The organism is Clostridium disporicum, from assembly GCF_001405015.1.
GTDB classification, from domain to species: Bacteria; Bacillota; Clostridia; order Clostridiales; family Clostridiaceae; genus Clostridium; species Clostridium disporicum_B.
On record NZ_CYZX01000009.1, the window covers coordinates 129,506 to 144,642 of the forward strand.

Sequence of the window (15,137 nt, forward strand, 5' to 3'; positions counted from 1 at the left end):
TATGTAGCCTTATTTTAAAACCAAATTAATTTAATTTACTATTTATTATGCTCATAACATTTTTGTTAAAAGCAGCTAATTTTTCTTCAGAATCCTTTAATGATTCTCCTACGACAGAAAAGTATACCTTCATCTTAGGTTCTGTACCTGATGGTCTTACAACAAACCATGAATCATCTTCTAATATATATTTTAAAACATTAGACTTTGGTAGTCCTGTTTCTTCTGTTTTATGATAATCAAAAGCTTTAACTACCTTAACTCCATTAACTTCCGTTATTTTATCTTCTCTTAATGAATTTAAGCAGTTAGCTATTTTTTCTTGTCCTTCTTTTCCTTGAAGTTCAATAGAGATTAATTCTTCTTGTGTAAATCCATACTCTTCATATAATTTAATCATTGCTTCATAAAGATTTAAACCTTGTTCTTTATAGTAAAGAACCATTTCTGTTATTAATGTAGCTGCTATTACAGCATCCTTATCTCTAACAAAAGTCCCAGCTAAATATCCATAGCTTTCTTCTAGTCCAAAGATAAACGTATTTGAACTTGTTTCTTCAAACTCTTTAATCTTTTCACCAATATATTTAAATCCTGTTAATGTATCTATAAGCTCTGCTCCAAAGCTTTCAACTATCTTTCTAACACCTTCAGTTGTTACTATAGTCTTTATAACTGCTGCATTTTCAGGTAATTTGTCCATATCTTTTAAAGACTTTAACATATAGTGAGCTAATAACATTCCCGTTTGGTTTCCTGTTAATACTTTATACTCACCAGAGTTTTCTTTTACAACAACACCTATTCTGTCACAGTCTGGATCTGTTCCAAAAATTATATCTGGATTAATATCCTTTGCCATTTCTAAAGCTATGTTAAATACATTTTTATCTTCTGGATTTGGGTAAGAAGCTGTTGGGAAGTTTCCATCTGGTTTTTCTTGTTCTTTAACTATATTTAAATTTTCAAATCCTAACTCAGTTAAAGTTCTCTTTATCGGCATAAGTCCTGAACCATGAATTGGTGTATATATTATATTAAGGTCCTTAGCCTTTTCAGCTACTAATTCTTTTCTTAATATTAAAGACTTAACCTTTTCTATATATATTTTATCAACATCTTCACCTATATAATTTAATAATCCACTTGCTAAAGCTTCTTCTTCACATATAGATTTTACATCTGCAAATATATCTATGTTGTTTATGTATCCAATAACTTCTTTAGCCGTTTCATCAGTTATTTGTCCACCATCTTCTCCATAAACCTTATATCCATTATATTGTTTTGGATTGTGAGATGCAGTTATAACTACTCCGCCTTGGCAGCCTAACTCCCTTACGGTAAATGAAAGCATTGGTGTCGGTCTTAAATCTTCAAATAAATATACCTTTACATTGTTAGCAGCAAAAGTTAAAGCTGTTGCTTTTGCAAACTCTCTAGACATATTTCTTGAATCATAAGCTATAGCTACTGATGGTGCTTCAAAGTGAGCATTTAAATATTGAGCATACCCTTGAGTTGCTTTTGATACAGTATATATGTTCATTCTATTAGTACCAGCTCCAATAACGCCTCTAAGTCCACCAGTTCCAAACTCTAAATCCTTATAAAATCTATCTTCAATTTCTTTTTCATCTTTTATAACTTTTAATTCAGATTTTAATTCATCATTAACTACTACTGAATTAATCCATACCTTATACTTTTGTAAAAATCCCATGAATAAAACTCCTTTATTATTAAAATCTATCATTTCCCTTTGTTATTTTTTATTTATCTCCGACATCATATCGTATATCTTCAAAATCATATTCATACATAGCCTATTAATAAAATAAGCTTCAGTAATTCATCTGTAAATTAGATTTCTCCAAACTTACCCATATTGTATTTCCAATATTTCAAGTATCTTCTACTTATCAATATTTTCGACTACTATCAAATTTCAATATATCTATAAAAATTTTCGATTTAGTATTAAATTATCTTTAATTTAATACTAAATTTATAATTTTATCTTATAAATCTTACTTCTAAAAACTACTAACATAGTCGTATATAATAGTGTAGTAATTATTCCTACTAGTAATATTTCAATTATTAAAGTCATACTTGGTAACATTGTTATTAAAAATTTAATTGTCACAATTACAGTAATACTAACTAAAACTATTTTAATATTTTCAATAATTAGCTTTCTTTTATTACACTTAAAACCAAATTTTTTATTAAATCTAAATAGTATCATAATAAATGATATAAATGATGTAATAACAGTTCCTATTATTATTCCATATATACCAAAAATTTTTGATAAAATAATACTAATAATAATATTAGATATACTTATAACTATGCTATTTTTAAAAGGCGTTAATGTATCTCCATTTGCATAGAAATATCTATATACTAAATCTCTCATTGCATTTACTGGAATTCCTATCATATATATTAAGGTTCCTATATAAACCATTTCTGTAATTGTAGGTGTAAATTTCCCTCTTTCATATAAGAGTATAATCCCACTCTTTCCAACCACTATAAATCCAACTAAGAACAAACACATAATTCCATTTAATAATATCATAAGATCAAATACTCTTTCCTGACTATCTTCTCTTCCTATACTTTTTGCAATCTTTGGATAAAAATATGTCATTAAATTAGTTAATATAACTGAATTTACCATTGTCATTAAACTATTAGAATATCCTAAAATGGATGTACTTCCTTCCCCTAAATTAGAGGAAATAACAGTATCAGTAACTAAAGAAAATTGATATAATCCTGTACTTAATACAGTTGGTAAAAAAGTTCTAAACATATTTTTAAATTCTTTATCACTAAAATCTATTCTATAATTAAATTTATATCCGTTCTTTTTTACTAAATAAATTTGAATAATTATATTTAATACACTGGTAACGAAAATATATGCCGCATATTTATATATTGTTAAATTTGGCATAAAAACTATTAATCCAATTAGAATAATAGTAGTAAATAAAGTAATCAATTTAGGGAAGTTGAATTTACCTTTACATTGAAATATAGCATTAGTAGCTCCTGAAAAAGATGTTATAAATTGTGTTAGTAGAGTAACTAACATTATGTTAGATGCTATAAGTATAAATTCATCATTTTGGCTAGATAAAACACCTATTATAGATCTTCTAAAAAAATATACTATTAATAACACTAAAAATGCTATTGTATATAAAGTACTTATAAAAATATTAATAGAATCTTTTTTATCTTTCTTTACTAAATTAGGTATTAATACTGTTGTAACTCCCGCTCCTATAAAGCTAAAAATAAAAGTACCAATACTAGTAGAAAAATTAAATGCATCCATTTGAATAGTTGCTCCAAACTGTGATGCTACAGTAGAAGTTTTTAGTATAGTTACTACTTGAGTTAAAATTGTCAATACAATCATTATAATCAATTGCTTAGCAGCTTTTTTGTTTGAATTTTCCACAACAATATCTTTTTCTAATTGTCTATTCTCTTTAATCATATCGTATGTTCCTTATATTGTATTTAAATAATCAATAAAATATTTAATATTGTTATTTGAGCTTACAATCTTTTCTTTTATAATGTTATTACTTATCATTCTAGAATTGTTTTTTTCAATATTCTCTAATGACTCTACTGTTAAATTATCTATGCTAATACAATCACATTCTTTATTAATACTTTTTAAAAACTCATCTATTTTAATACTATAACTCAATGCTACTGTATTAATATTATTTAATTCACTTACAAAAATCCCATGTAATCTACCACATATATTTAAATCACATTCTAATATTTTTTCAATTTTTTCTACAGGTGATATATTTTCAAGATATTTAATAGTTGTATATTTATTTTCACTACCAAGTAGTTTTTGATATATTATCTGATTTTTTTCACAATCTTTTCTATCATCTAACGGTAAAATTAATATCTCTATTTTTACAGTTTCTTCAGATAATTTTTTTAAATAATTTATTAAATTATTCATTAATACTTGCTCTTCTTCTTCTGTTCTATAATTAACTAAATTCCTCCAAGAAACAACTATTTTTTTACAAATTTCTTTATTTTCTTTTCTTTCATGCTTATCAACAAATAAGTATGCTAAATCTTCTGTTAAATAAACATTTTTTGTATTCATTCTTACTTTTTTAACATAATCATATGATCTTTTGTCTCTAAGTGATATAAATTCGCAGTTATTTAAAAGATATTCTGTCATATCTATTCTTTCTTTCTTAGTTAAATTTCCTATACCTACTCCTATATATCCAAATTTTTTTCTTAGTTGCTTAGCTCTCTTCATCAGCCAGTATAATCCATTTCCATCTTCATCTGTAAAACATGTACCGCCAACCCAAACAAACATATCATATTTCATCATTAGCATCATAAAAATAGCTGTATTTAATTTTCTTTTTAGCTTATAATAATTAATTACTTTTATACTACTGTCTAAATCAATGTTTAACTCTCTATCAAACATTTTTAAAATACTTATTTCTATTTCTGGATTCTCAGATTTCATTCTTTTACAAAATGCTTCAAGCATAATGTCATCCCCAAAATTTCCTGCTCCATAATATCCCGTAATCAATATTTTCATAATGTCTCTCCTACTTAAAAATTTCATTTTTATAAATATCAGCTATTGTACCTAATGAATTATTTTCTTTTATAATATCGTAACACCTTTCTCCCATTACTCTTAATTTCATATTATCATCTTTTTTAACTTCAACAACTTTAGTAATCATATCTTTTAACTTAGTAAGATGTTCTTCTTTAGTATTATAATTATAAGCAAAGAATAGCTCGTCCTCTTTAAAATCTTTTAGTGTTCCTATTAAAGGACTTATTACTGTTCTTTTATTAGAAAATGCCAATAAAATAGTTCCTGAATTTAAACTACTATTTATATCATATGGTAAAACCAATACATCAGATTTATTAATTAGCATATTTATTTCATTATCATCTATAAATCTAAAATCAGTTTTAATATTAGGATTGCCACCTATCATATTATTTATATAGTTTTCATATTCTAAACTTGAAACTTTTCCCGCTAAACTTAATGTAACATTTTTTAAATTCAGCTCATTATATGCCTGAATTAATAAATCAACATTTTTATAAGGTTTTATAGCACCAACAAAAAATAGATTAATATTGTCATCACATTTTATACTTTCATCATAATTTTCATCTTTATATGCTCCTATATAATTTGGATGTGGTACATATACTATCTTATTTTTTATTGAATTATCTTTGCTTAGTTCTTCTATTACCTTTATACTTTCTGATGAATGTATTACTATTTTATATGATATTTTTGCTAAATACTTCATTAAGTTCTTTGAAAAAAACTTATGCTTATCATCATGTGGAATCTTATTATGTATAACCCATACTATCTTTTTATTTTTTAATTTATTTAATTCAATATGTTTATATATATTTTTTAGAACCTGCTTTGGAAATGAGTTTGTATACAAACTCTCATACCAATTTAAAATAAAGTATTCAGTATCTTTAAACAGACTTTTATTTTTTAGCACTGTCTTCATATCATTAATTTCAATATCTAAAGATTCTATAGATTCTTTTATAAGTTCTAGATATTTATTACTTTTATTACTATATGGGAATAATGCTATTTTCATTTTTTTCTCACCTTAACTTTATATTTTAATTTATTACTTTATTCGAAAAGCATTCGCTTAAGCCTAAAACTATCCACATAGGATAAACTAATATATCCTTTGCTCCTGACCATCCCGTAAAATTATAAATCATTATTACAATGCTCCATACAGCAAATGTAATTAAGTATTTATTTGTTTTCTTTCCTTTTAATATATCAAATATAAACCAATTTATTATTGGTATACTAATCAATGCAATATATATAATCATTCCCCAAACCCCTAGTTCAACCAAATATAGACAATATAAGTTATGAACTGGGAATATATATTTAAAGTGCTGTAACGAATAGTGGTTAGGGAAATTTTTCTGAGAAGCAAAAATGTAGTTATTCGCTCCATATGACCAACTTTCTCTATTATTATAGATTTGTATTGCCAATTGTGAATGTTCTCCTCTTCCGTCTACTTGATTAGAAAAGTCTGAAGCAATAAATCTATTAACTATATCTCCAATTTGATCTTTTAAAATTAGTGCTCCTACTAATGAAATTGCGGCAATTAGATATACTATAATTAATTTTTTATATGTTAAAGTAAATTTCTTACGCGTTGTTATTTTGTATATTATAATAATAAAACACATTAAAATAATAGAAGTTCTAGCAAAAGTTAGAATAATTGTAATTATACTAATTAGAATATATAATTTTCTATTTTTTAATCTTGTGTTAAAAATTAACATAGTTAAACAAAACAATGTGAAAATAGCCATAGTTCCAGGATGTCCTAATGTTCCACTCATTCCTTTTTCTAAGCCCGTTACTCCATCTCTAAAAACTCTTTGTGATTCTCCTAGAAATGATAACCCAAGATTTCCACCCTTAATTATTTGTAAAATTCCTAATATAAATTGTACTATTATTGTCTTTCCAATTGCATCTACAAATACATCATATAATTCCGAATTAAATGTTGTTATTATAGCGTACATTAATAAAATACATTTTAATAATCTTACAACTTCAAATAAGGCAGCATATTTATCTAATGCAACATTAACTGAAAAAATATTAATAAGTAAATACACTAAAATTAATATATTTATTTTTTTTCTAAATATTTTAGAAGTAAAATTTCTAAAAGAATATATTATAATCAAAAAAATAATTAAATCTAATAATGTAAATTTCCATCCTACTAATGCTCCAGCTATATTCCTATCAGGATAATAATTTAAGTAATAAAAACTCAAATTAATTGGCAAACAAAATCCTAAAAGAAATATTAAACTCTTTAAATAATTTTTATTTATATAAAATGAGCCTAATCCTAGAAGTAAAAATATTCCACTAAAAACTACTGCTTTACTCAATTTGTTATTACACAATATCATAAAGCAAAATATAAATACGCTATAACTTATATAATAAATACTCGCTTTTTTCATCTTAATTCTCCAATTGTATTAATAGTATAAAAATACAAAATTCTTAAATGATACTACAATGTTTCTTATTATGTATATTACTAAAGTCTTTGATTTTCAATATTCTAATAACTCTTTTAAAATACATATTTATAGAGAAATTTTAAAAATATTAAAATCGAGCTATTCACCAAATTTATTTAAAAAAGATTCATTCTATAAAGTTTCTTAATATTATAGGTTCAATTTATTTTTGTATTTATGATATTATCTTTTATATCTAATACTATATTTTTAATTAAACTTCATCTAAGTATTTGTATCATGTTTTTAATTTTAACACTTATAATCTAAATTTAGTAATATCTATTACAATTAAATTATATTTTTTACTTGAGTAAAAAATATTTTTTCAGATGCTTTTTTATATCAAAGTAAACCACATATGTTATTAGATTTCTATGTTTAAAATCAACTTTTTCTTACTTATTTATTATAACATCATTATTTTTAACAAAGTATTCTTATCAAACCTTTATTTATTAAGTATTTTTCAGGCCGTTATCCATACTATTTTGAATCTCTTCCTATATGTTTTTATCACTTTTTAATATTAATTCTTAAATTATATTAAGTAATTTACAAAATCTTATATACATATCTTATTAATAATTAATGTTCAGTTTACTTTTTTAATATTTTAATATATTCGTTTTTTATTTCTTTCATAGTTCGTTGAATTGAAAAGCCATCCTTTGCAAAATTGTAACCATTATTAGATATTTCTTCACATTCAATTTTATTTTCAAGTGCAAAAATTATAGAGTTCGCCAAACTAATATAATCACCTTGATTATATAATAGTCCATTAACTCTATCTTCAATTAATTCTGCCGTTGCTGCTGTATTAGCTCCAATTACAAGTTGTTTTGATAGCATACTTTCAATTGTTACTCTACCAAATGCTTCACTTACCGAGCAAACTAAGGCAATATCACATTTTTCTCTGATCTCTCTTAAATCCTTCATAAAAGGTAAAAATACTATATTAGACTCAAGTTTTTTCTCTAACACATATTCTCTTAATTCATCATAATATTTCTCTCCTTTTATCCCCTCTCCTACTACATATAATTTTATATCCTTTATATTATGATTAATTAAGTATTCTATAGCTTTTATAGCTTCAAATTGCCCTTTTCCCTCACATATTCTTCCAGATATTAATATATTAGTTACTGATTTTGAGCTAAAATCTCTTTGGCCTATATCATAATTGTTTAGATTTACACCATTATATACTTTTACCATCTTTGCCTTAGGTATCAAATTTGAATACTTATTAAATACTGAATCAGAAATAGCTATTGATTTATCAGCTTCTTCTATATATTTATATAACTCTTCTGGGTTTATAAAATCGATTTTATGATCTTCTCCACCAAAGTCTCTAATATGACATAAATAAGGTATGTTATTACGCTTAGCAACCTTCATTCCTATATCAATTAAACTTGAATTATTATGAATTATATCTATTTTATTGTCTCTTACATATTTACCAATTAGTAAAAGTGAGATACTATTTATACATTTTTTTAAAATATTTTTAAAAGTACTCTTTTTCACCATTGTACAATATGGAATTACCTTATATTGTATTTTATTTTTTTTAAGTTCTTCCTCTATCAAACCTTTTTTAGGAATGATCGCATATGGTTCAACATCAACCTCTTTACATACTGTTAATAAATCAATTAAAGATCTACTAGCACCAGTTAAGTTAGCTGAATGTGCAAAAAAACAAACCTTCATATTTTTTCTCCTTAAATATATAATGTATAATTCTATTGCTTATTTTAACTTCAAATTTTCTTTAATTTTCGTAGTAGATATATCTGGAGTTCTTTTTAAATATACAACTTCACATTTTTCTTTTAAAAAGTCAAATTTGCCTTCCCAATCATCTCCCATTACAAAAGTATCCACATCATATTTATCTACATCGTTAATTTTCTGTTCCCACTCTTCCTCTGGAATAACTAAATCAACATATCTTATTGATTCAACCATTTTTTTTCTTTCTTCATAGCTAAAATAACATACTTTATCTTTTTTTAGTTTATTAAAATCATCTGTTGAAACAGCTACTATTAAGTAATCTCCTAGCTCTTTAGCTCTCTTAAATAGATTTATGTGTCCATAATGTAACAAATCATATGTACCATATGTTATTATTCTCTTCATCTTATTTTTTCTCCTATTCTATACCTTTTAAAGCTCTATTATTTCATAGCTATGATGATATCCTCTATCTTCTTCTGGTGGAAGTTTCATATATTCTCCATACATTTGTTTTAATACTTCATCATAATTTATAGGACCAACTAACTTCATATTCTCAAAATTATACATGGTTCCATTTTTATAATAATCTTTTGGAAACATTTCTTTAAACTTATATGCACCAAAGAAATTAACAATATATTCACATTCATCATAATCATATTTCTTTAATGCTTTATCCATTAGCTCCAAACACTTATCCGTTTTCAATATATTTCCAACTTTACTATTAACAGCAATCCATATTAAGACTCTTTCATGGATAGGTCTATTTCTTATCTTTAAATTAATTCTATTTTCATAATCTGAAAACTGTATTAACATTTTTCTATATAAAAGATAGTTTTTATGAATAAACCTCTTTATTCTTCCATTCGGCATTCCATCTAATGGAAAAATATCTACCCATACATTTTCATATCTTGAAACTGCATTAGATGTCATTTTTATTTTAGTTCTATTATCCATTACTTGTATAAAGTACTGTTTACTATTTTTATCTTTATATGTTTTAATAGATTTATTTTCACTTAATTCATCTTTAGCTATTTGCATAAATATTTCATAGTCTTTTCTTGGCATACCAAAATCAATATCATCATCCCAAGGAATAAATCCTTTATGCCTAACTGCCCCTAATAAAGTTCCACCTAAAATAAAGTATCTTAAATTATATTTTTCGCAAATATTTATAAACTCATATGCTGTATCTAAACATATTTCTTTTATCCTATCCATAATTAACCTCTATCTATATTTCATATATATTTTAAATATTTTCATATCATCTATTAAATATCTCTTAAACATTCTTTTAGGCTCTTTACATAATCTATATAGCCACTCAAGACCACTATTTTGCATCCATCTAGGTGCTCTATTAATATTGCCAGCTTCAAAATCAATACTAGCTCCTATTGCTAATGATACTGGAACATTTAATTCTTTCCTATACTTAAATAATAACTTTTCTTGTTTTGGAGCTCCTAAGCCAACTGCCAATATATCTGGATTTGCTTGATTAATAATTTTTATTATATCTTTTATTTCTTCCGGTTTTTTTTCAAATCCATAGCTTGGCGAATATGTACCAACAATATCTAAGCCCTTAAATTTACTTTTAAGATTTTCACCTGCTTTAATTGCGATACCTTCTGCAGCTCCCAATAAAAATACTTTATATCCTTTTTTAGCTGCTAACTTACATACATTAGGAAACAAATCTGATCCTGAAACTTTTTCCTTAATAGGATTTCCATTTAATTTAGATATCCATATTAATGGCATACCATCAGTTAAAATTAAATCCGCCTCTTTATATACGTCTTTAAATTCATTATCCGTTTCAAGCTTAACTATATGGTCAACATTAGGTGTAACAACATAACTTGGTTTCTTGCTAATTACTAATTCATCAATTCTTTCAAGCGCTTCGTCCATTGTCAAATTATCTACTTCTGTATTAAGAAATTTTATTCTACTCATTTAACTTTATATCTCCACTATATAATACTTTTTAATTCTTTAACATTAGCTACATTCGACTTATTTCCAACTAATATTTTTCCATCATGTTCTATGACATATATATCACTTAAACCTTCAACTACTACTTTATGATTAGATGATATAACTAGATTATTTTCTGCTTTAATTGCTTTACTTTGTCCAACTAAAACATTTCCGTAAGTATCTTTTTCTCTATATCTATCTAATGCTTCCCATGAACCTACATCATCCCAACCAAAATCACTTGGAATAACATATATATCTTTAGATTTTTCAAGTACAGCATAGTCAATTGAAATTGCTTCAGTATTTTTATAGTTATTGTTTATAAGTTCTTGTAATTCTTCTTCTTTGACTTCATCTATTTGATGTAAAGCTTCATATGTATCTGTAGAATATTTCTTAATTTTTTCTAATATATTATTAGCACTCCATAAGAACATCCCACCATTCCAAAGATATGAACCATCTGCTAAATATTCTTCTGCTTTTTGTTTATTAGGTTTTTCAACAAAAGCATCCACCTTAATTACTTCATTATTATTTAAACCTTGTACTCCATTACCATACTTAATATATCCATACCCTATTTCTGGTCTTGAAGGCTTCATACCTAATGTAATAATTCCACTATCATTACTTCTAACAAACTCATCTGCGATCTTAACAATATTTCTAAACTCTTCTTCGTTTTTAATTAAATGGTCTGAAGGTAAAACTACCATTGTTGCATCTTCATAATATCTTCTAATAACAAAAGCTGATAATGCTATGCAAGGTGCTGTGTTTCTTCCTTCTGGCTCTACTATTATATTTGTTTCAGGAAGCTCTGGAAGCTGCTCTTTTATTAAAGAAACATATTGTTCTCCTGTACATACAAATATCCTTTCAATAGGAATAATAGGTTTAATTCTATTTACAGTCATTTGTATCATAGTTTCTTCACCTATTAGATTTAAAAATTGTTTTGGTCTTTCTTCAGTTGAAAGAGGCCAAAATCTAGTCCCCTTTCCTCCAGCCATAATTAAAGCTGTTAACATTTCGCCACCTCACCTTTTGTATAAATTAATGTCTTTTTACTAACTCTCTAACTTATTACTAACAGTTATATCTTTGTATTAACTAATCTCTTCCAAATAAATCTCTAGTATATACTTTTTCTTCTACATCAAATAACTCTTCTGATAATCTATTTGAAACTATAACATCACATTCTTCTTTAAATCTCTCTATATCTTTTACTACTTCTGAATTAAAGAAATGTGAATCTCTTAATGTTGGTTCATAAACCTTAACTTCTATTCCTTTAGCTTTTATTCTCTTCATTATTCCTTGAATTGAAGATGCTCTAAAGTTATCAGAGTTAGTCTTCATTGTAAGTCTATAAATTCCTACTATTTTAGGTTTTCTAGCTAAAACCATATCAGCTATATGGTCTTTTCTTGTAGTGTTAGCTTCAACTATAGCTCCAATAATATTATTAGGAACATCTGCATAGTTTGCTCTTAATTGCTTTGTATCCTTAGGTAAACAATATCCACCATATCCAAACAAAGGATTATTATAATGAGATCCTATTCTTGGATCTAATCCTACACCTTCTATTATTTGTTTAGTATTTAACCCTCTAAGCTCTGCATATGTATCTAACTCATTAAAATATGCTACTCTTAATGCTAAATATGTATTAGAGAAAAGTTTAACTGCTTCAGCTTCTGTTGAATCAGTAAATAAAGTTGGAATATCTTCCTTAATAGCTCCTTCTGATAAAAGTGATGCAAATTTTCTAGCTCTTTCACTTTGCTCTCCAACTATAATTCTTGAAGGATAAAGATTATCATATAAAGCCTTACCTTCTCTTAAGAACTCTGGTGAGAATATAATATTATCAGTTTCAAACATTTCTCTAACTTTTTTAGTATATCCAACTGGAACTGTTGACTTAATAACCATTGTTGCTTCAGGATTTATAGATAAAACATTAGCTATTACAGCTTCAACACTTCTTGTATTAAAGTAATTCAATTCTGGATCATAATTTGTAGGTGTTGAAATTATTACAAATTCAGCATCTTTATAAGCTTTAAATACATCTGTAGTTGCTACTAAACTTAATTCTTTATTACTTAAATAATCTTCAATTTCTTTATCTACTATAGGTGATATTCTATCATTAATCATATCAACCTTTTCTTGTATTATATCTACAGCCACTACTTCGTTATTTTGTGCAAGAAGTATTGCATTTGATAACCCTACATACCCTGTTCCTGCTACTGCAATTTTCATTTATCTATCCCCTCTCTTAACTTGCATTTTTATCTCCAAACAGTACAAATACTGTTTTAAATATTAACTTAATATCTATCCAGAAGCTTCTCTCTTCAACATACTTAACATCAAGCTTCATCCAATCTTCAAAGTCTATATTATTTCTTCCACTTACTTGCCAATAACAAGTTAGTCCTGGCTTAACATCATGTCTTCTATACATCCATGCTTCAAATTGTTCAACTTCTTGTGGTAAGCTTGGTCTTGGTCCGACTAAACTCATATCTCCTTTAAGTACATTTACTAACTGTGGTATTTCATCTAAACTTGTCTTTCTTATGAACTTACCACTCTTAGTTACTCTAGGGTCATCTTTCATCTTAAACATTGGTCCTGACATTTCATTTTGTGCTTGAAGTTTTTTCTTTAACTCTTCAGCATTCATTACCATAGATCTAAACTTGTACATTTTAAAAGTCTTCCCATACCGTCCCACACGTTCTTGAGAAAATATCACAGGCCCTTTAGATTCAAGTTTTATTAAAGCCATAATTATTAAAAGTATCGGACTTAATAAAACTAATCCACATAGAGATCCACCTATATCAATACACCTCTTTAGAAATTCGTAACCTTTTCTCTCCTCTACTACAACATTACTATCACCAATGTTATACTGTAACTCCGCCATAAAATAACACCCCTAACATAATTTTTTAATAATTAATCAAAAAATAATAAACCACCTTAAAAAGTGCATAAAAAATTCCGATATTCCCCCAAACACCGGAATTTTAAATTAACTAAACAAGCCCCGTTTCCCATACACAGCCTATTTAAAATCCCTTCTTTTATCGTCATATCTATAAAATTTTCCCCTAAAAAACCACTATACTTCATTAAAGATATCCCCACATCTTCAACAAATCCATACCTTATCTTACGTACCCCTTATATGAACTAGTCATATATTTCTCTTACCGAAGATATCTCTTAGTCTCTTACGCAAGCAAAACACCTGTGCTTACAAAACTAACTCTTGTCCTCGCCGTAGGCTATACTTGGACCCATGCAGCGACTCTTGGACTTTTGCGCCAGCAAAACCAATTCCCTTTAACCTACACAAACTAATCTACCTCTGTCTAAAGGCAATCATCTTCGCCTGCCATATCCCCAAATACAACAGTTATATATATAAACTCATCAAGGTTCACTCACTCCCCAACAAGCCATAAACTTATATACAACCTTCTCTTTGACGTAGTCAAACATTTCTCTTCAACTCAGTTGAATATTTCTCTGCCAAAGGCACATTTCTCCTCGCGAAGCAAATATTTCTCTTGCTCATTTGCGAAGCAAATCTCTTGGACTGCCGTAGGCACATTTGGACATTTACGTCAGCAAATCCTTTCCCTTCGCGCTAGCGACTACTCGTTTCCATAATAGTAATAGTATTTATTCTTACTATTTTCCACACCATTAAGAACTGTACCAATAAGATTTCCATTTACTTTTTTAATTAAGTTTACTGAATTCATTACTACATCTTTTTTAGTAGCTCCAGCCTTAACAACTAAGATTGTCCCATCAACCTTTGTTGAAAGTACTTGAGCATCAGTTACAGCTCCAAGTGGTGGAGTATCCATAACTACGTAATCAAAATGACTTTTCATTTCTTCTAAGAAAATTCCCATAGCCTTTGAACCTAACATCTCTGAAGGATTTGGAGAAACTCTACCTGCTGAAACTATAGTTAAATTTTCATTATATTTAACCATAACTTGTTCCATAGTCTTTTTATGTAATGGCTCTGTTAGACAATAATGTTGATATGTGCATATAATTTACAAATAGTGTTATAATATAGATAATAGCACTATTGGAGGTAATATTTATGGCAA

13 protein-coding genes are annotated in these 15,137 nt (G+C 26.6%); all 13 read right to left on the bottom strand.

Annotation, left to right across the window (positions count from 1 at the left end):
- Nucleotides 1-25 precede the first annotated feature (25 nt).
- On the bottom strand, nt 26-1,723 hold the full coding sequence (locus tag ARA56_RS07810) for a phospho-sugar mutase (RefSeq protein WP_055265449.1): 1,698 nt from the start codon (nt 1,721-1,723) through the stop codon (nt 26-28).
- A 285-nt stretch (nt 1,724-2,008) separates the two neighbouring features.
- A complete protein-coding gene (locus tag ARA56_RS07815) occupies nt 2,009-3,523 on the bottom strand; it encodes a lipid II flippase MurJ (protein WP_055265451.1) in 1,515 nt (504 codons plus the stop codon).
- A gap of 12 nt (nt 3,524-3,535) precedes the next feature.
- Nucleotides 3,536-4,636 carry a polysaccharide pyruvyl transferase family protein gene (locus ARA56_RS07820; protein ID WP_055265453.1) on the bottom strand — a complete coding sequence of 367 codons (1,101 nt, stop codon included), beginning with the start codon at nt 4,634-4,636 and terminating at the stop codon, nt 3,536-3,538.
- Between the two features lie 10 nt (nt 4,637-4,646).
- Nucleotides 4,647-5,699, bottom strand: coding sequence for a glycosyltransferase (locus tag ARA56_RS07825; protein WP_055265455.1), 1,053 nt, complete (start codon nt 5,697-5,699; stop codon nt 4,647-4,649).
- A gap of 25 nt (nt 5,700-5,724) precedes the next feature.
- On the bottom strand, nt 5,725-7,131 hold the full coding sequence (locus ARA56_RS07830) for an O-antigen ligase family protein (protein WP_055265457.1): 1,407 nt from the start codon (nt 7,129-7,131) through the stop codon (nt 5,725-5,727).
- Nucleotides 7,132-7,794: 663 nt separating this feature from the next.
- Nucleotides 7,795-8,925, bottom strand: coding sequence for a glycosyltransferase family 4 protein (locus tag ARA56_RS07835; protein ID WP_055265459.1), 1,131 nt, complete (start codon nt 8,923-8,925; stop codon nt 7,795-7,797).
- A gap of 39 nt (nt 8,926-8,964) precedes the next feature.
- Nucleotides 8,965-9,357: a glycerol-3-phosphate cytidylyltransferase gene (gene tagD, locus ARA56_RS07840; RefSeq protein WP_055265461.1), complete on the bottom strand. Its 393-nt coding sequence runs from the start codon at nt 9,355-9,357 to the stop codon at nt 8,965-8,967.
- Nucleotides 9,358-9,384: 27 nt separating this feature from the next.
- Nucleotides 9,385-10,194, bottom strand: a complete 810-nt coding sequence (locus ARA56_RS07845) for a LicD family protein (protein WP_055265463.1) — start codon at nt 10,192-10,194, stop codon at nt 9,385-9,387.
- 9 nt (nt 10,195-10,203) lie between these two features.
- Nucleotides 10,204-10,941: a WecB/TagA/CpsF family glycosyltransferase gene (locus ARA56_RS07850; RefSeq protein WP_055265465.1), complete on the bottom strand. Its 738-nt coding sequence runs from the start codon at nt 10,939-10,941 to the stop codon at nt 10,204-10,206.
- A 17-nt stretch (nt 10,942-10,958) separates the two neighbouring features.
- The gene (locus ARA56_RS07855) at nt 10,959-12,005 is read right to left on the bottom strand and encodes a mannose-1-phosphate guanylyltransferase (protein WP_055265467.1); all 1,047 of its coding nucleotides are present in this window, start codon (nt 12,003-12,005) and stop codon (nt 10,959-10,961) included.
- Nucleotides 12,006-12,087: 82 nt separating this feature from the next.
- Nucleotides 12,088-13,254: a nucleotide sugar dehydrogenase gene (locus ARA56_RS07860; protein WP_055265469.1), complete on the bottom strand. Its 1,167-nt coding sequence runs from the start codon at nt 13,252-13,254 to the stop codon at nt 12,088-12,090.
- 16 nt (nt 13,255-13,270) lie between these two features.
- Nucleotides 13,271-13,927: a sugar transferase gene (locus ARA56_RS07865; RefSeq protein WP_055265471.1), complete on the bottom strand. Its 657-nt coding sequence runs from the start codon at nt 13,925-13,927 to the stop codon at nt 13,271-13,273.
- A gap of 736 nt (nt 13,928-14,663) precedes the next feature.
- Nucleotides 14,664-15,080 (bottom strand): polysaccharide biosynthesis tyrosine autokinase, encoded by a 417-nt coding sequence (locus ARA56_RS07870; protein ID WP_084758988.1) that lies wholly within the window; start codon nt 15,078-15,080, stop codon nt 14,664-14,666.
- Nucleotides 15,081-15,137: the final 57 nt, after the last annotated feature.